The 18576-nt window shown below is 64.7% G+C and carries 12 protein-coding genes; 11 read left to right on the forward strand and 1 reads right to left on the reverse strand.

Going from position 1 to position 18576, the window contains the following annotated elements; genetic code table 11:
- Positions 1–3: 3 nt before the first annotated feature.
- Complete coding sequence (locus tag ACS5PN_RS20935; RefSeq protein ID WP_439465948.1) at positions 4–2397, reverse strand: penicillin-binding protein 1A; 2394 nt, start codon at positions 2395–2397, stop codon at positions 4–6.
- A 285-nt stretch (positions 2398–2682) separates the two neighbouring features.
- On the opposite strand from ACS5PN_RS20935, the gene ACS5PN_RS20940 reads away from it, so the two are divergent.
- The 11 genes from ACS5PN_RS20940 to ACS5PN_RS20990 all read left to right on the forward strand — a co-directional run bounded on the left by ACS5PN_RS20940 (position 2683) and on the right by ACS5PN_RS20990 (position 18570).
- Entirely contained in the window at positions 2683–3762 is a 1080-nt protein-coding gene (locus ACS5PN_RS20940) for a pilus assembly protein PilM (RefSeq protein WP_439465949.1), read from the forward strand.
- Positions 3759–4361 carry a PilN domain-containing protein gene (locus ACS5PN_RS20945; protein WP_439465950.1) on the forward strand — a complete coding sequence of 201 codons (603 nt, stop codon included), beginning with the start codon at positions 3759–3761 and terminating at the stop codon, positions 4359–4361. Before ACS5PN_RS20940 ends, ACS5PN_RS20945 begins: the two co-directional genes overlap by 4 nt.
- 5 nt (positions 4362–4366) lie before the next feature.
- Entirely contained in the window at positions 4367–5053 is a 687-nt protein-coding gene (locus tag ACS5PN_RS20950; protein ID WP_439465951.1) for a type 4a pilus biogenesis protein PilO, read from the forward strand.
- The gene (locus ACS5PN_RS20955; RefSeq protein WP_439465952.1) at positions 5050–5574 is read left to right on the forward strand and encodes a pilus assembly protein PilP; all 525 of its coding nucleotides are present in this window, start codon (positions 5050–5052) and stop codon (positions 5572–5574) included. The genes ACS5PN_RS20950 and ACS5PN_RS20955 overlap by 4 nt, the downstream gene beginning before the upstream one ends.
- A gap of 8 nt (positions 5575–5582) precedes the next feature.
- Positions 5583–7802 carry a type IV pilus secretin PilQ gene (gene pilQ, locus ACS5PN_RS20960; RefSeq protein WP_439466386.1) on the forward strand — a complete coding sequence of 740 codons (2220 nt, stop codon included), beginning with the start codon at positions 5583–5585 and terminating at the stop codon, positions 7800–7802.
- Positions 7803–7860: 58 nt separating this feature from the next.
- Positions 7861–10023 carry a hypothetical protein gene (locus tag ACS5PN_RS20965; RefSeq protein WP_439465953.1) on the forward strand — a complete coding sequence of 721 codons (2163 nt, stop codon included), beginning with the start codon at positions 7861–7863 and terminating at the stop codon, positions 10021–10023.
- A complete protein-coding gene (locus ACS5PN_RS20970; protein ID WP_439465954.1) occupies positions 9986–10582 on the forward strand; it encodes a shikimate kinase in 597 nt (198 codons plus the stop codon). The genes ACS5PN_RS20965 and ACS5PN_RS20970 overlap by 38 nt, the downstream gene beginning before the upstream one ends.
- Positions 10583–10639: 57 nt before the next feature.
- A complete protein-coding gene (gene aroB, locus ACS5PN_RS20975) occupies positions 10640–11734 on the forward strand; it encodes a 3-dehydroquinate synthase (RefSeq protein WP_439465955.1) in 1095 nt (364 codons plus the stop codon).
- On the forward strand, positions 11734–12870 hold the full coding sequence (locus ACS5PN_RS20980) for a deoxyguanosinetriphosphate triphosphohydrolase (protein WP_439465956.1): 1137 nt from the start codon (positions 11734–11736) through the stop codon (positions 12868–12870). The genes aroB and ACS5PN_RS20980 overlap by 1 nt, the downstream gene beginning before the upstream one ends.
- 81 nt (positions 12871–12951) lie before the next feature.
- The gene (locus ACS5PN_RS20985) at positions 12952–13677 is read left to right on the forward strand and encodes an REP-associated tyrosine transposase (protein WP_439465957.1); all 726 of its coding nucleotides are present in this window, start codon (positions 12952–12954) and stop codon (positions 13675–13677) included.
- A gap of 129 nt (positions 13678–13806) precedes the next feature.
- Positions 13807–18570: a glutamate synthase-related protein gene (locus ACS5PN_RS20990; protein WP_439465958.1), complete on the forward strand. Its 4764-nt coding sequence runs from the start codon at positions 13807–13809 to the stop codon at positions 18568–18570.
- Positions 18571–18576: the final 6 nt, after the last annotated feature.

The raw sequence follows: 18576 nt of genomic DNA on the forward strand, positions 1-18576 counted from the left end.
GCGTCACCGCTTGAAGAGGTCCAGGATGGACTTCTTCTCGTCCTCGGTGGCCGCGCCCGGCACGGCCGTCGGTTCGTTGGACAGCTCGCGCACGCTGTTGCCGCTGGTGTATTCCTCGTAGAACCACTCGCCATTGACGTTGACGATGCCCTCCGGCGGCGTCATCTCGTCGACCGGCTTGCCTTTCAGCGCAAAGCCCATGTACTCGATCCAGACCGGCAGGCTCAAGCCGCCGCCGGTCTCGCGGTCGCCGAGCTTGCGCGGCTGGTCGTAGCCGATCCAGACGATGGCGACCAGGTCCTTCTGGTAGCCGGCGAACCAGGCGTCCATGGAGTCGTTGGTCGTGCCGGTCTTGCCGTAGATGTCGGGGCGCTTCAGCGTCGCCTGGGCGCGCGCCGCTGTGCCGCTGCGCGTGACCTCCTGCAGCAGGCTGCTCATCAGGAAGGCATTGCGCGGCTCGATGGCACGGGCGTCGTCGCCCAGCGTCGTCGGCAGGGCTTCGTAGAGCAGCCGTCCCTTGTTGTCGGTGATGCGATTGATGAGCTGCGGGCTGACGCGGTAGCCGCCGTTGGCGAACACCGCATAGCCCTGGGCCATCTGCATGGGCGTGACCGAGCCGGCGCCCAGGGCCATGGTCAGGTAGGCGGGATGCTTCTCCGCCTCGAAGCCGAAGCGGGTGATCCAGTCCTGCGCGTACTTCACGCCGATGGAGTGCAGCACGCGGATGGAGACCATGTTCTTGGACTTGGCCAGGGCGGTACGCAGTGGCATCGGGCCTTCGAACTTGCCGTCGTAGTTCTTGGGCTCCCATGGCTGGCTGCCGGTCGTGCCGGCGTCGAAGAACAGCGGCGCGTCATTGACGATCGTGGCCGGCGTGAAACCCTTTTCCAGTGCCGCCGAGTAGATGAAGGGCTTGAAGCTGGAACCCGGCTGGCGCCAGGCCTGGGTGACGTGGTTGAACTTGTTCTTGTTGTAGTCGAAGCCGCCCACCATGGCGTGCACCTGGCCGGTCTTGGGGTCCATGGACACGAAGGCGCCCTCGACCTCGGGCAGCTGGGTGATGGTCCACTCGTTGCCGTCCTTCTGCTTGACACCCTTGACGACGCGGATGACGGCGCCGCGGCGGATGCGCGTCTTGGGATTGCCCTTGTCCGACAGGCCGGAGGTGGCAGGCTTCAGGCCCTCGCCAAGGATGGTGATGGCGTCGCCACTCTGCAACACGGCCGTTACCTTCTTGGGGTCGGCGTCCAGCACGACGGCTGCCAGCAACTCGTCGTTGGCCGGGTGGTCGGCCAGGGCTTCGGCGATGCGCGTGTCCAGGGCCTTGGCATCGCTGGGCAGGTCGGCATAGGCCTCGGGGCCGCGGTAGACCTGGCGCTTCTCGTAGTCCAGGATGCCGCGGCGCAGGGCGCGATAGGCGGTGTTCTGCTCGGCGCTGTTCAGCGTCAGATAGACGTTCAGGCCGCGCGAGTAGGCCTCGTCGCCGTACTGGTTGAAGATCAGCTGGCGCGCCGCCTCGGCGACGAACTCGGCATGCGACACCGACTCCTGCACCGGACGGATGCGCAGCTTCTCGGCCTTGGCCTCGTCGCGCTGCTCCTCGGTGATGTAGCCCGTCTCGTACATCCGCTCGATGATGTATTGCTGGCGGATGGTGGCGCGCTTGGGGTTGTTGATGGGGTTGTAGGCCGACGGTGCCTTGGGCAGGCCGGCCAGCATGGCCGCCTCGGCGACGCTGAGCTTGTCGATGGGCTTGCCGAAATAGATCTCGCTGGCCGCCGCGAAGCCGTGCGCGCGGTGGCCCAGGAAGATCTGGTTCATATAGATCTCGAGGATCTTTTCCTTGGACAGGGCCGACTCGATCTTCAGCGCCAGCAGGATCTCGTAGATCTTGCGCGTGAAGGTCTTCTCCGTGCTCAGGTAGAAGTTGCGCGCCACCTGCATGGTGATGGTGGACGCGCCCTGGCTGCGCGATTCACCGACGTTGGCCAGGCCGGCACGGATGACGCCCAGGTAGTCGACGCCGCCATGCTGATAGAAGCGCGAGTCCTCGATGGCCAGCACGGCCTCCTGCATGACCTTCGGGATCTCCTTGATCGGCAGGTAGCTGCGGCGCTCCTCGCCGAATTCGCCCAGCAGCACGCCGTCGCTGGACAGCACCCGCATGGGCAGCTTGGGCCGGTAGTCGGTCAGGCCGCTGATGTCGGGCAGGTTGGGATAGGCCAGGGCCAGACCCAGGCCCAGCAGCAGGGCGACCGCTACAAAGCCGCCCGCCAGCAGACCCAGACCCCACAAGGCCCAGCGGCCGAGACGGGGCCTCAGGCGGGCGAGGGGACTGGATGGGGGCGTGCCGGCGGACGAAGGACTGGGTGCAGCGGAGCGGGGCTTGTCATTCATGAGCCGGCGGGGCGCGCCCGCGGGCGCGTTGGGAGGAGGCGGCGGATTATAGGAAGGGGCGGTGAAGCCTCCTTGTATACGCAGCGACGCCTCGGGCCGCGTGCCAAACGACCGCTTCCCATGTGTTTTTCAGTAGCTTGCAAGTCAGTTGAATCGTGTATGTTTAGCAACGTGGCGTTACCAGCTGGCGCCGAATTTCCGTTCGGTGTCAACGGCTTTGCTGCTAGCATTCAAGTAACTTATTAATAGTCCGATACGTAACTCGCGTGTCGGGGAACAAAGGGCATGGGAATACTTGACGCACTTTTGGGTCGCAAGCACCCCCCCCTGATTGGCCTGGATATCAGTTCGTCCAGTGTCAAGCTGGTGGAATTGAGCCAGACCAAGAACGGTGAATTCGTTCTGGAGCGTTTTGCCAGCGAGCCCTTTGAGAAGGGCTGGATCGCTGACGGCCAGATCGAGAAGTTCGACGAAGTGGCTGACGCCGTGCGTCGGGTCGTGGCGCGCAGCGGCAGCAAGACCCGCGACGCGGCATTGGCCATGCCGCAGTCGGCCGTCATCACCAAGAAGATCATGCTGCCCGCCGGGCTGCGCGAAGAAGAGCTCGAGTTGCAGGTCGAGGCCGAGGCCAACCAGTACATCCCGTTCTCTCTGGATGAGGTGAGCCTGGACTTCTGCGTCATCGGCCCCAGCCCCACGTCGGTGGGTGACGTCGAGGTGCTGATCGCCGCGTCGCGCAAGGATCGCGTGCAGGACCGCCAGGGCCTGGCCGAGGCTGCGGGTCTCAAGCCCGTCGTGCTCGACATCGAGTCTCATGCGTCGCGCATGGCCATGGGCCGCCTCATCGCGGCTCTGCCCAATGAAGGCAAGGATGCCCTCGTGGCGCTGTTCGAGATCGGTGCCGACACCACCAGCCTCAAGGTGCTGCGTGATGATGAGCTGCTCTACGACCGGGACCAGTCCTTTGGGGGATCCCAGCTGACACAGCTCATTTCACGCCAGTACGGTTTCTCGTTCGAAGAGGCCGAGCAGAAGAAGCTGGCCAACGAACTGCCCGAGGATTACGAGAGCAGCGTGCTCAACCCCTTCGTCGACAGCCTGTCCCAGGAAATCGGCCGGGCCCTGCAGTACTTCTTCACGAGCACGCCGCATCACAAGGTGCATTACGTGATGCTGGCTGGTGGCACGGCAACGCTGCCCGGGTTGAAGGAGCGTGTGACCGACCTAACGGGCTTTGCCTGCATGGTGGTCAATCCCTTCGAGAACATGGGCATGGGCCCGGCCGTGCGGGAGTCCAGGCTGCAGCGTGAAGCGCCGTCCTATCTGACCGCCTGTGGCCTCGCGATGCGGAGGTTCTTCCAGTGATCTTGATCAACCTGCTGCCTTACCGCGAAGAGCGGCGCAAGCGGCGCAAGGCAGCCTTCTTTGCAGGCCTGGGGCTTGCCGCCCTGGTCGGGGGCGGGCTGGTGGTGGCCGCCTATCTGCTGCTGCAGTTCATGACTGCAGAGCAACAGTCGCACAACCAGTACATCCAGAACGAGATCTCGCGGCTCGAAGCCCAGATCAAGGACATCGCCGACCTGAAGGCCGAGATCGAGTCGCTCAAGGCCCGCCAGCGCGCCGTCGAAGACCTGCAGACCGATCGCAACACGCCGGTGCAGCTGCTCAACGAGCTGGCCCGGCTGGCGCCGGAAGGCATCTATCTGACGTCCATCCGCCAGGAGGCCAAGGTCGTCACCATCAGCGGCCTTGCCCAGACCAATGAGCGCGTGTCCGAGTTCCTGCGCAATGTGTCGCGCAGCTCCGAATGGCTGGAGAAGCCCGATCTCATCGAAGTCAAGCTGGCTGCGGTCACGACCAACACGCGTGACCAGCGTCGCCTGCTTGAGTTCTCGATGAAGGTCTCGATCAAGACCCCGCCGCGTGAGGCAGCGCAGGGTGCGTCCGCGCCGAAGAAGAGCTGATCGCCATGGCCACCTCCACATCCAAATTCGACCTGAATGCCTGGTTCGCCGGCGTCGCGAGCCAGTTCCAGGGCCTCAATCCCAAGGAACCGGGCCAGTGGCCGCTGCTGCCCAAGCTTGCGGCTTCGCTGGTTGTCATGCTGGCTGTCGCCGGCGCTGGCTATGCCTTCCTGTTGGCCGACGTGCAGGCGGGTCTCGACGCCGAGCGCGATCGTGAGCCGCAACTGCGCCAGGACTATCACAACAAGCTGGCCCAGGCCGTCAACCTGCCCGAACTGCGCAAACAGAAGAGCCAGGTCGAGGAGTACGTGACCCAGCTCGAGAAGCAGCTGCCCGGCAAGGCCGAGATCGACTCGCTGCTGTCCGACATCAGCAGCGCCGGTGTTGGCCGCGGTCTGCAGTTCGAGCTGTTCCGCCCCGGTCAGGTGCTGATCAAGGATTACTACGCGGAATTGCCTATCTCCGTGAAGGTGTCCGGCCGTTATCACGACATCGGCGCCTTCGCCGCCGACGTGTCCAACCTGTCGCGCATCGTCACCTTGCACAACCTCATCGTCCTCGCTCCTGGTGGCCCGCGTGATGCGAATGCCGCCCTCAGCATGGAGGCGACGGCGCGTACCTACCGGTATCTCGATGCCGCCGAGGTTGCCGAGCAGAAGAAGGCCGCGACCAAGGCGGGGGCCAAGAAATGAAGCGCTTGCTGATTCCTCTTGTGGTGGTGCTGCCGTTGGCGGGCTGCGGCAGTGACATGGACGAAATTCGCCAATGGATGGAGCAGGAGCGCAAGGAGGCCAAAACCACGGTCACGCCGTTGGTGCCTCCCAAGAAGTTTTTGCCCCAGCCCTATGAATCGGCTGCCGGCGTGGACCCTTTCAGTCCGCAGAAACTCAGCGTCGCGATCAAGCAGGAGGCTGCTCAGCCGAATTCCTTGCTGACGGCGGAAATCAACCGCCGCAAGGAGCCGCTGGAGGCCTATCCGCTGGACAGTGTGGCCATGGTGGGCAGTGTCACGCGTGAGGGTCGGCGCTACGCGCTGCTCCGTGTCGACAGCCTGCTCTACCAAGTCAAGAGTGGTGACTACCTCGGCCAGAACTTTGGCCGCATCACCAAGATCAGCGAAACCGAAATCACTTTGCGAGAAGTCGTCCAGGACGCTGCGGGCGAGTGGATCGAGCGCACCAGTACCCTCCAGCTACAGGAGAAGGGACGATGAACAGGACAATGCAGGAGAGCAAGTCGATGTGCCGTGGCTGGTTGCTGGGAGTCGCGTTCACGCTGCTGGCAGTGCCAGCGGCCTGGGCGCAAACGCAGATACGCGCAATCAACACCAGCCAGCAGGCCGGGGTGGATGTGGTGCGTCTCGAACTGAGTGAACCCTTGGCGGCAGTGCCGACAGGTTTCACCATTCAGACGCCGCCGCGCATCGCCATCGATCTGCCGGGCGTCGTGAACGCCATGGGTCGCAACCAGGTCGACATCAACCAGGGCAATCTGCGTTCGGCCAACGTGGCCCAGGCGGGTGAGCGTTCCCGGGTCGTGCTGAACCTTCGCCACGCTTCGGGCTATACCGCCAAGCTGGAAGGCAATGCGCTGGTTCTGGTCCTGGAGGGCGCACAGCCCACCGTGGCGCAGACGCAGGCACCCAACGAGCCCGTTCATTTCGCCCAGAGCCTGAACGCTGCGCCTCAGCCCTTGCGCGATATCGACTTCCGCCGCGGTGCTGACGATGCCGGCCGCGTCATCGTCAATCTGCCGAGCAATCAGGTGGGTGTCGATATCCAGCAGCAGGGCCAGAGCCTGGTCGTCGAATTCCTTCGTTCCAGCCTGCCCGAGAACCTGAGGCGCAAGATCGACGTCGTCGATTTCGGCACGCCGGTGCAGACGGTCTCGACCATTCAGGTGGGCGACCGCGTCCGCATGGTTGTCGAGCCCAAGGGCAACTGGGAGCACAGCGCCTATCAGAGCGACAACCAGTTCGTGCTGGAAGTGAGGCCGCAGAAGGTCGACCCGAACAAGCTGACCCAAGGTCCTGGCTACGCCGGCGACAAGCTGTCGCTGAACTTCCAGAACATCGAAGTGCGCGCGCTGCTTCAGGTCATCGCCGACTTCACGAATTTCAACGTCGTGACCAGCGACACGGTGACCGGCAGCGTCACGCTGCGCCTGAAGGATGTGCCCTGGGATCAGGCCCTGGACATCATCATGCAGGCCAAGGGTCTGGGGCTGAGGAAGTCCGGCAATGTGCTGTGGATCGCGCCCAAGGAAGAGCTTGCGACCAAGGAAAAGCTCGACTTGCAGGCCAAGGCGGACATTGCCCAACTGGAGCCGCTGCGCACACAGTCATTCCAGCTGAACTACGTGAAGGCCCAGGATATCGCTGGCGGGTTGACCGGTCAGGGCATTGCCAACAGCGGGAGCGGCGGTGGAAGCGGCGGTGCTAGTGGCGGCAGCGGTGCCGGAACCGGTACTCGCATCCTGTCGGCACGCGGCAGCGTCATCTTCGAGCCGCGCACCAACCAGCTCTTCGTGTCCGACGTGCCGAGCAAGCTCGAAGAAATTCAGAGCATGATCGCCAAGATCGACATTCCGGTGCGCCAGGTGCTGATTGAGGCCCGGATCGTGGAGGCCAATGACCGCTTCGGACGGGCCTTGGGTGTCAAGCTGGGTGCCAACGATCTGCGCGGTCAGCAGGGCGGCATTCCGGGTTACAGCGTGGGTGGCAACAACTACGTCACCTTCGGCAGCAACTACAACGGCGTCACCTACCAGACCAACCAGCCTGGGTCCTCGGCGCCCTCCAATGCTGCCAATCCCGGCGCTTACAACAACTCGAACTTCGTCAACCTTGGCGCCAATGTGTCGTCCGACAGCTTTGCCGGCGCAATCGCCCAGACGTTTGCAGTGTCGTTGTTCAGCGCCACGGCGAATCGTTTCCTGAATCTGGAGCTGTCGGCACTCGAATCCGACGGCAAGGGCAAGATCGTGTCCAGCCCCCGCGTCATCACGGCCGACCAGGTCAAGGCCCTGATCGAGCAGGGTGAGGAACTGCCCTACCAGGTCGCCACGGCTAGCGGTGCCACATCGGTGCAGTTCCGCAAGGCCAACCTCAAGCTGGAGGTCACGCCGCAGATCACGCCCGAAGGCAGCGTCATTCTGAACGTGGACGTCAACAAGGACAGCCGCGGCACACTGACGCCTCAGGGTTACGCCATCAACACCAAGCATGTTCAGACCCAGGTGCTGGTGGAGAACGGCGGTACCGTCGTCATCGGTGGTATCTACACCCAAGACGAAGGCGAGACGATCAACAAGGTGCCGCTGCTTGGCGACGTGCCTGTGTTGGGCAATCTGTTCAAGAACAAGACGCGCACGACGGCGAAAACCGAATTGCTGATCTTCCTGACGCCCAAGGTTGTCAGCGAACGGCAATCGGTCCGCTGAGGATTCCTGAATTGACGATGTGTCCGGCTGGTTTGGCTGCACACGGGAGTGACCAGAGATGTTGAAGTTTGATATTTGGCGCAGCAGTGCCATCCGTACGCTGTTGGGAGCCGCGCTCCTCGCTGCTCTCACCGCCTGTGGCGGCGGTGGCAGTGGATCGGCGGGCACTCCTGTCGTCGGCCCCGATACGGGGGCGTCCAGCCCCTCGAGTGCGGCCAGCGCGGCAGACCTGGTGGTCGTGCTGAGCAAGTCGACCATGACGAATTCGGGCACCGACTCGATCACGGCAACGGTCACCACCATCGACGCCAACCGTGCGACCGTGGGCAACATCCCGGTCACCGTTGCTGCCAATGCCGGCGCAGTCGTGACGGCGAGTGCAACGGCGACAGACGCGAAGGGCGTGCTGACGGCCACCGTCACGCAGGGTTCGGACACGTCCGTCCGGCCGGTGACCCTCACCGTCACGTCGGGCGCGCTGACGCGGGCCGTCACGTTCAACGTTGTCCAGAACACGACGTCGACCAATCCGCAGGCCAATGACCTGACGCTGACGCTGAGTGCCACCAACATCGACAACTCGGGCAGCAGGACGGTTGTCGCGACGGCAACGGCGGTCGACAGCAACCGGAGCGCGCTGTCCGGCATCCCCGTTCAACTGGCGGTGACCGATACCAGCGCCTTCATCGTGACGCCAACGACCCAGACCGACAACAACGGTCAGGTCACGGGTACGGTCAGCATCGGACAAGACCGGTCGAATCGCACCGTCACCGTGGTTGCCACCAGCGGTACGCTGACCCGCACAGCGGCCTTCCAGATCACTGGTGCGCGCTTCGCGCAGGCGAGCCCGGTGCCGGCGGTGGCTGCCCCGGGCAGCACGGGCAACAAGGTTCAGTACAAACTTGCGGACGTCAACAGCAACCCGATGGTCGGCGTGCCGATCAGTGTTTCGGGCAATGGCGTGGCCAGCGCGACGGGCAAGACCGATCTGAACGGCGGCTACGACTTCACCTATACCGCACCGAACGCGCCAGGCACGAGCCTGGCCATCACGGCGGTGGCCGGTGGACTTACCTCGACGGTGACGGTGCCGATCTCGGGCGGCGGCAGCACGGGCGTGCCCAATTCTGCGACCCCGGTGTCCAAGACGCTGAACCTGTCCGCCGATGTGGTAACCGTGAACACGGGCACCACCAGCAACCAGGTGACCGTCAATGCCTTCTTCCGGGACAGCGCCAACGCGCCGGTTCCCAATGTGCGCGTGCTGTTTGGCGTCACGGGCGACAACAACACCGGTGTCGTGGGCTCGGGCAACAACACGGTGCTGTCGGACGCTTCGGGAGCAGCTTCGACCACTTATTCCCCGGGCGCCGTCAGCAGCCCCACCAACGGTGTGACCGTGCAGGCCTGCTGGAAGACCAGCGATTTCGCCGTAAGTGACACGGCGGCAAACTGCGCAGCAGCGGGCGGCACGTTGATGACGACCACCCTCACCATCGTTGCGAACCCTGTCTCCATCTCCATTGGTACGGACAACACCATTTCCAGCGGCAGCTCCGGCTTGACCTATATCAAGCGGTATGTGGTGCTGGTCGTGGACTCCGCGGGCAACCCGAAGTCCGATGTGCAGATCACGCCTTCGCTAGACCTGGGTGGCTTCGGCAAGGGCAAGTGGGGGTTTGATAGCCTCAAGAAGGCGTGGTTCCGTGACAGCACGGTGCTGGTGACAAATCCTGTGACGAATGCCATCGTGAACAGCACGACGCTGCTGGCCACTTGCCCGAATGAAGACCTGAACCGCAACGGCGTCATCGATACCGGTGAGGATGTCAACGGCAACAAGCAACTGGATCCGCGCAAATCCGACGTCGCCATCGCCCTGACGGGTTCGACGAAGACGAATGCCAATGGCGTGGCCATTCTTCAACTCGAGTACCCGCAAAGCCTGGCAAGCTGGGTCCGGTACAAGATCACCGTGACAGCTGCTGGCGTCCTGAGTCCCCCAGCCTACTATCCGCTAGGCGTCCCAGTGAGCTTGCCCTCGAGGGCTGTGGACGGTTTCAGCCAGGCAACGTTTGCGGCCGACGTTGAGTCCTATCTGAGCACCTATCTCTGGCTGCCTGTGGCGGCGGATGTGCTGGCAAGCGAGTCGCCTTCGCCGGCCTTTGTCACCAGCCCTTATGGCGGGCTATCAGCCGACTGCAAAAAGGTCAACTGAGGTGTTCGCCTTGGTGGGCATGCCCGGCGGTGGCAAGTCCACCGTCGGAAAACAACTGGCACGCCAAATTGGCGTGCCTTTTGTCGATTCGGACCATGAAATCGAGCAGCGCATCGGCGGCAGCATCAAGCAGTTCTTCGAGCGCCACGGCGAAGACGCCTTCCGCGACCTCGAGACCGAAGTCATTGCCGAACTGATTGCACGTGCCGGCGAATGCGTGATGGCGACCGGAGGCGGGGCCGTGCTGCGGGAGCGCAATCGCGAACTGCTGCATGGCGGCGCGACGGTGCTCTATCTGCGCTCGACGCCCGAAGACCTGTTCCGTCGCCTGCGCCATGACACCACGCGGCCCCTGCTGCAGGTGCGCGACCCCCTGGCCAAGTTGCGCGAGCTGCACCAGCAGCGCGACCCCCTCTACCGCCGCTGCGCCCACTATGTGTTGGAGAGCGCTCGCCCCTCGGTGCACGCCCTGGTCAACATGGCGCTGATGCAACTGGAACTGGCGGGCCTGCTCGACCCGGCGCGCGTGGCCGCGACCGTCGGCGCCGAGCCGCTTTGATGCCGGCTTGACGGGAAGCAGAGGGCGGCCGGCAAGGCGGCTCTTACACTTGGCCGCATGCCTGCCACCGATACCGTCCGCATCCAGCTTCCCGACGACCGCGACTACGAGATCCGCATCGGATCGGGCCTGCTGGACGAGGCCGGCAGCTGGCAGCAATTGCCCAAGGCCTCGACGGCCGTCATCGTCAGCAACGAGACGGTGGCGCCTCTTTATGCGTCCCGGTTGCGCGAGCGCCTGCTGGCTGTCTACAAGCGCGTCGATGTCGTCGTGCTGCCCGATGGCGAGCAACACAAGGATTGGGCCAGCCTGAACCGCATCTGCGACCACTTGCTGGGCGAGGCGCTGGACCGCAAGACCGTGTTGTTTGCGCTGGGTGGTGGCGTCATCGGTGACATGACCGGTTTCGCGGCGGCCATCTATATGCGTGGCGTGCCCTTTGTGCAGGTGCCGACCACGCTGCTGGCCCAGGTCGACTCGTCGGTGGGGGGCAAGACCGCCATCAACCATCCTTTGGGCAAGAACATGCTCGGCGCCTTCTACCAGCCCGAGCGTGTCATCGCCGACCTCGACACCCTGGACAGCCTGCCCGACCGGGAACTGCGTGCCGGACTGGCCGAGGTCATCAAATACGGCCCGATCGCGGATGCCGGCTTCCTGTGCTGGATCGAGGACAACCTCGATGCGCTGCTGGCCCGCGACAAGGCCGTGCTGGGGTACGCCGTGCGGCGCAGCTGCGAGATCAAGGCCGACGTGGTCGGCCAGGACGAACGTGAGCGGGGCCTGCGTGCCATCCTGAATTTCGGCCACACCATCGGCCATGCCATCGAGGCCGGCATGGGCTATGGCGCGTGGTTGCACGGCGAGGCTGTCGGCTGCGGCATGGTGCTGGCGGCGGACCTGTCGCAGCGCATGGGCTTGATGCCCGCCGGCTTCGTCGAACGCCTGCGCCAACTCGTCGAGAGGACAGGGCTGCCGGTGCAACCGCCCAAGCTCGGTGCGGAACGCTATCTGTCGCTGATGCGCGTAGACAAGAAGGCCGAGGCCGGTGAGATCCGCTTTGTGCTCATCGAGGCGCTGGGCCGGGCAGGGCTGCACTCCGTGCCCGATGCGCGCATCGTCGAGACGTTGGCCGCCCACGGAGCGGCCTGATGGCGGCAGCGCGCCCAGCCTACGCCGCTGACCCGGCGCGCAGCCGCGGCCGTCGCCTTCCCGAGCCGGCTGCGCCAACGCGCAGTGAGTTCCAGCGCGACCGCGACCGCATCATCCACAGCACGGCCTTCCGGCGCCTGGTCTACAAGACCCAGGTGTTTCTCAACCACGAGGGTGATCTGTTCCGTACGCGGCTGACGCATTCGCTGGAGGTCGCGCAGCTGGGGCGTTCGATCGCGCGCAGCCTGGGCCTGGACGAAGACCTGGTCGAGGCCGTCGCCCTCGCCCACGACCTCGGGCATACGCCCTTCGGCCACGCCGGGCAGGACGTGCTGGACGAATGCATGAAAGGCCACGGCGGCTTCGAGCACAACCTGCAGTCGCTGCGTGTGGTCGATCGCCTGGAGCAGCGCTACCCGGACTTTGACGGCCTCAACCTCTGCTTCGAGACGCGTGAGGGCATCCTCAAGCACTGCTCGCGCCGCAATGCCGAACTCATAGAAGCGGATGAGCCGGGCGGCATCGCGACACGCTTCCTGCATGGCGGACAGACCAGCCTCGAGGCCCAGCTCTGCAATTTGGCCGACGAGGTGGCCTACAACGCTCACGATGTCGATGACGGCGTGCGTTCGGGCCTGATCGAACTGGAGCAACTGCTGGAGGTCGAGCTGGTGCGCGAGCACTGGCGGGCATCGTTGGACGCCCATCCCGGCCTGGCCGGCAAGCGCCTGCTGTTCGAGACCATCCGTCGCATGCTGTCGGCCCAGGTCTACGACATCATCGATGCGACGCGGGCGGCGCTTGCCGAAGCGTCACCGGCCGACGTCGAGGCCGTGCGCCGGTCCGACAAGCCCTTGCTGCGTTTCAGTGCCGAGATGCGCGTCAAGAGCACGGCGCTGAAGCGCTTCCTGTTCGCCAATCTCTACCGGCATCCCCAGGTCCAGTCCACGCGCGGCCGTGCCGAGCAGGTCTTGCGCGACCTCTTCGCGGCCTATTCGTCGGACCCGGCGCAAATGCCGGCCGATTTCGCCGAGCGCGGCGACCCCGAGCGCGCCTGTACCGACTACATCGCGGGCATGACCGACCGGTTTGCCATCCGCGAGCACCTGAGATTGACGGGCAAAAGCCTTTTCTAGCGCTCGATCATTAAATTGGGGTCGGAGTCGATTATCCTGGGCGCTTCTCTTTAAAGCCGCAGTGCCGACAGGGAGTCTCCCATGGCCCGTCTTCCGCGACTGATCCTGCCGGGTCAGCCCCACCACGTCATCCTGCGCGGCAACAACCGCCAGGCCATCTTCTTCAGCGATCACGACCGCCAGCACATGCTGGCGACGCTGGGCGAGGTCGCGGCGCTGTACAGAGTCTCCATCCATGCCTATGTGCTGATGGACAACCATCTGCATCTGCTGCTGACGCCTCCCGAAGCCGACGCGCTCAGCCGCATGATGCAGGCGCTGGGGCGGCGCTACGTGGCGTGGTTCAACGTTCGTCATCACCGCAGCGGCACTCTGTGGGAAGGGCGATTCCGCGCCGGCCTGATCGAGGGCGAGCGGCATCTGTTGGCCTGCATGCGCTATATCGAGCTGAATCCAGTCCGTGCCGGTTTGTGCCAGGAGGCTGCGCAATGGCCCTGGTCCAGTGCTGCCCACCATCTGGGGCGGACGCGCAGCCCCCTGGTGACGGAGCATGAGCTGTATTGGTCACTCGGAAACACGCCCTTCGAACGCGAACATGCCTACGCCGAGCTGATGGGGCAGGGCACCCCGGCTCTGGAGCAGGCGCAGTTCACCGAAGCCGTGTTGCGTGGGCGGCCTGTTGGTAGCGTGGCTTTCCTGGCGAATCTGGCTGACGTTCACCCAAAGGTTGCGGTAAAGCGGCCGCGCGGCCGCCCGCGCAAGGTGCCGCTCATGCCGCCGCCACCAAGTTCCACGTCGAGCGCATGACTGTGGCCCCAATTATTTGATTTTGAAGTCTTGGGAATTAAATAATTGACTCTGACCCTAATTTAATCAAGTTGCTGCATTTGCTGCACTGCATTAATCTCGCGCCCTGTTGTGTTCCAGGAGGGCGCCATGAGCCACGCCGCGCATATTCAAGCCGAGATCCAAGACCTTGCCGAACATGGGCTCTACCGGCCGGGCAATGAAAAAGACGCCTGCGGCCTGGGCTTCGTGGCGCACATCAAGGGCCAGAAGGCGCATCACATCGTCCAGCAGGGACTGAAGATCCTCGAGAACCTGGACCATCGTGGCGCGGTGGGTGCCGACAAGCTGATGGGCGACGGCGCCGGCATCCTGATCCAGATCCCGGACGAGTACTACCGCGAGGAGATGGCCAAGCAGGGCATCAACCTGCCGCCCCCCGGCGAGTACGGCGTCGGCATGATCTTCCTGCCCAAGGAACACGCGTCCCGCCTGGCCTGCGAACAGGAACTCGCGCGCGCCATCAAGGCCGAAGGTCAGGTGCTGATCGGCTGGCGCGACGTGCCGGTGGACCGCGACATGCCGATGTCGCCGACCGTGCGCGAGAAGGAGCCGGTGATTCGCCAGATCTTCATCGGCCGCGGCCCGGACATCATCGTGCCCGACGCCCTGGAGCGAAAGCTCTACGTCATCCGCAAGACGGCCTCCAGCGCCATCCAGGCCTTGAAGCTCACGCACAGCCGCGAGTACTACGTGCCGTCGATGAGCTGCCGCACGGTCATCTACAAGGGCCTGCTGCTGGCGGACCAGGTCGGCAAGTACTACCTGGACCTGGCCGACCCGCGCGTCGTCTCGGCCATCGCGCTGGTGCACCAGCGCTTCTCCACCAACACCTTCCCGGAGTGGCCGCTGGCCCACCCCTACCGCATGGTCTGCCACAACGGCGAGATCAACACGGTCAAGGGCAACTTCAACTGGATGCGCGCCCGTGAAGGCGTCATGAAGTCGCCGGTGCTGGGCGACGACCTGAAGAAGCTCTACCCCATCAGCTTCGAGCACCAGTCCGACACGGCCACCTTCGACAACGCCATCGAGCTGCTGACGATGAGCGGCTACCCGCTCGCCCATGCCGCCATGATGATGATCCCGGAAGCCTGGGAGCAGCACGAAGGCATGGACGAGCGCCGCCGCGCCTTCTACGAGTACCACGCCGCCATGATGGAGCCGTGGGACGGCCCCGCCGCCATGGCCTTCACCGACGGCCGCCAGGTCTGCGCCGCGCTGGACCGCAACGGCCTGCGCCCGGCCCGCTACTGCATCACCGACGACGACCTCGTCGTCATGGCTTCCGAGTCGGGCGTGCTGCCGATTCCCGAAGCCAAGATCGTCAAGAAGTGGCGCCTGCAGCCCGGCAAGATGTTCCTCATCGACCTGGAGCAGGGCCGCATCGTCGACGACGAGGAACTGAAGAACCAGTTCGCCAACGCGCGCCCCTACCGCCAGTGGATCGAGAACGTCCGCGTCAAGCTGGACGACATCAGCGTGCCCGACGCGGCCCGCCCCGGCTTCACGACGACGCTGCTGGATCGCCAGCAGGCCTTCGGCACGACGCAGGAAGACATCAAGTTCCTGCTCGCCCCCATGGCCGCCAATGGCGAAGAGGGCATAGGCTCCATGGGCAACGACTCGCCGCTGGCGGTGCTGTCGGGCAAGAACAAGCCGCTGTACAACTACTTCAAGCAGCTCTTCGCCCAGGTCACGAACCCGCCGATCGACCCGATCCGCGAAAACATCGTGATGTCGCTGAACAGCTTCATCGGCCCCAAGCCGAACCTGCTGGACATCAACGCCATCAACCCGCCGATGCGGCTGGAAGTTAGCCAGCCCATCCTGGACTTCGACGACATGGCGCGGCTGCGCGGCATCGAGGCGCCTACCAACGGCAAGTTCAAGCCCAGCGAACTCGACATCACCTACCCGCGCGACTGGGGTCGTGCCGGTGTCGAAGCGCAACTCGCTTCGCTGTGCGCCTCGGCCGTGGACGCCATCAAGACCGGCCACAACATCCTCATCATCACGGACCGCCACCTCAGCGCCGACCGCATCGCCATCCCCGCGCTGCTGGCCCTGTCCGCCGTCCACCACCACCTGGTGCGTGAAGGCCTGCGCACGACGGCCGGCCTGGTCGTCGAGACCGGCACGGCCCGCGAGGTGCACCACTTCGCCGTGCTGGCCGGCTATGGCGCCGAAGCCGTCCACCCCTACCTCGCGCTGGAAACGCTCGAGTCCATGGGTGACGAGCTGCCGGCCAAGCTGAGCGCCGAACAGGCTCGCTACAACTACATCAAGGCCGTGGGCAAGGGTCTGTCCAAGATCATGTCCAAGATGGGCATCTCGACCTATATGTCCTACTGCGGCGCGCAGATCTTCGAGGCCATCGGCTTGAAGGCGGACTTCGTCGAAAAGTACTTCCGTGGCACGGCTACCCAGGTCGGCGGCATCGGCGTGTTCGAGGTGGCGGAAGAAGCCATCCGCATGCACGAAGGTGCCTTCGGCGACGACCCGCTGCTGGACAGCATGCTGGAGACCGGTGGCGAGTACGCCTGGCGCACCCGTGGTGAAGAGCACATGTGGACGCCGGACGCCATCGCCAAGCTGCAGCACAGCTCGCGCAGCGGCAAGTTCGAGACCTACAAGGAATACGCCCAGATCATCAACGACCAGAGCAAGCGCCACATGACGCTGCGCGGTCTGTTCGAGTTCAAATTCGATCCCGCCAAGGCCGTGCCGCTGGAAGAGGTCGAGTCGGCCGCCGACATCGTCAAGCGCTTCGCCACCGGCGCCATGTCGCTGGGCTCCATTTCCACCGAAGCCCATGCCACGCTGGCCGTCGCCATGAACCGCATCGGCGGCAAGAGCAACACGGGTGAGGGCGGCGAAGACCCGGCCCGCTACCGCAACGAGCTCAAGGGCATCAAGATCACCGGTGGCAGCAAGGTCGGTGACGTGCTCGGCCACAAGATCATGGAGGCCGACTACGAGCTGCAAGAGGGCGACAGCCTGCGCTCCAAGATCAAGCAGGTCGCCTCGGGTCGCTTCGGTGTCACCACCGAATATCTGGTCAGTGCCGACCAGATCCAGATCAAGATGGCCCAGGGCGCCAAGCCCGGTGAGGGCGGCCAGCTGCCCGGCGGCAAGGTGTCCGAGTACATCGGCATGCTGCGTCACTCGGTGCCGGGCGTCGGCCTCATCAGCCCGCCGCCCCACCATGACATCTACTCCATCGAGGACCTGGCCCAGCTCATCCACGACCTGAAGAACGTCAACCCCAAGGCGGACGTGTCGGTCAAGCTGGTGTCGGAAGTCGGCGTCGGCACGGTCGCCACCGGCGTGGCCAAGTGCAAGGCCGACCACATCGTCATTGCCGGCCATGACGGCGGCACGGGTGCGTCGCCGTGGAGTTCCATCAAGCACTGCGGCACGCCCTGGGAACTGGGCCTGGCCGAAGCCCAGCAGACCCTGGTGCTGAACCGCCTGCGCGGCCGCGTGCGCGTGCAGGCCGACGGCCAGATGAAGACCGGCCGCGACGTCGTCATCGGTGCGCTGCTGGGCGCCGACGAGTTCGGCTTCGCCACCGCGCCGCTGGTGGCCGAGGGCTGCATCATGATGCGCAAATGCCACCTCAACACCTGCCCGGTGGGCGTGGCCACGCAAGACCCGGCGCTGCGCAAGAAGTTCACCGGCCGCCCCGAACACGTCGTCAACTACTTCTTCTTTGTCGCCGAGGAAGCGCGCCAGATCATGGCCCAGCTCGGCGTGCGCAAGTTCGACGAACTGATCGGCCGCAGCGACTGGCTGGACACCAAGAAGGCCATCTCGCACTGGAAGGCCAAGGGCCTGGACTTCGCCCGCATCTTCCATCGCCCCAATGTTCCGGCGGACGTCGCGCGCATCCACAACGATGTGCAGGACCACGGCCTGGAGCGCGCGCTGGACGTCAAGCTCATCGAGAAGTGCCTGCCCGCCTTCGAGAAGGGCGAGAAGGTGCAGTTCATGCAGGAAGTGACCAACGTGCGCCGCTCGGTCGGCGCGCGCCTGTCCGGCGAGCTGATCCGCCGCAAGCCCGAGGGCCTGCCCGACCACACCATCTTCATCCAGATGGAAGGCACCGGTGGCCAGAGCTTCGGCGCCTTCCTGGCCCAGGGCATCACCTTCTACCTGATCGGTGATGCCAACGACTACACCGGCAAGGGCCTGTCCGGCGGTCGCGTCGTGGTGCGACCCAGCATCGACTTCCGCGGCGACGCGACCAAGAACATCATCGTCGGCAACACCGCGCTCTACGGCGCGACGCGCGGCGAGGCCTTCTTCCGCGGCGTGGCCGGCGAGCGTTTCGCGGTGCGCCTGTCCGGTGCGACCGCCGTCGTCGAAGGCACGGGCGACCATGGTTGCGAGTACATGACCGGTGGCACCGTCGCCGTGCTGGGCAAGACCGGCCGCAACTTTGCCGCCGGCATGAGTGGCGGCATCGCCTACGTCTATGACGAGGACGGCCATTTCGCCAAGCGTTGCAACACCAGCATGGTGTCGCTGGAGAAGCTGCTGCCGGCCCACGAGCAGGAAGCGACGGTCGACAAGGCCATCTGGCACAAGACCAAGGCGGTCGACGGCGTGGACCGAGAGGCCCAGACCGACGAGGCCATCCTGCGCAAGCTGCTGGAAGACCACCACCGCTGGACCGGCAGCCAGCGCGCCCGCGACATCCTCGACCACTGGGCCGAGTCGCGCGCCAAGTTCATCAAGGTGTTCCCGAACGAATACCGCCGTGCCCTGGGCGAGATCAACGCCGCCAAGGAAGCCGCCCAAACCATCGCCCAGGCCAAGTCGCCTGAGGTCGTCACCGCCAAGGCCTGAGGAGAG

This window comes from Roseateles sp. NT4 (assembly GCF_051857475.1).
In the GTDB taxonomy this organism is placed as follows: domain Bacteria; phylum Pseudomonadota; class Gammaproteobacteria; order Burkholderiales; family Burkholderiaceae_C; genus Pelomonas.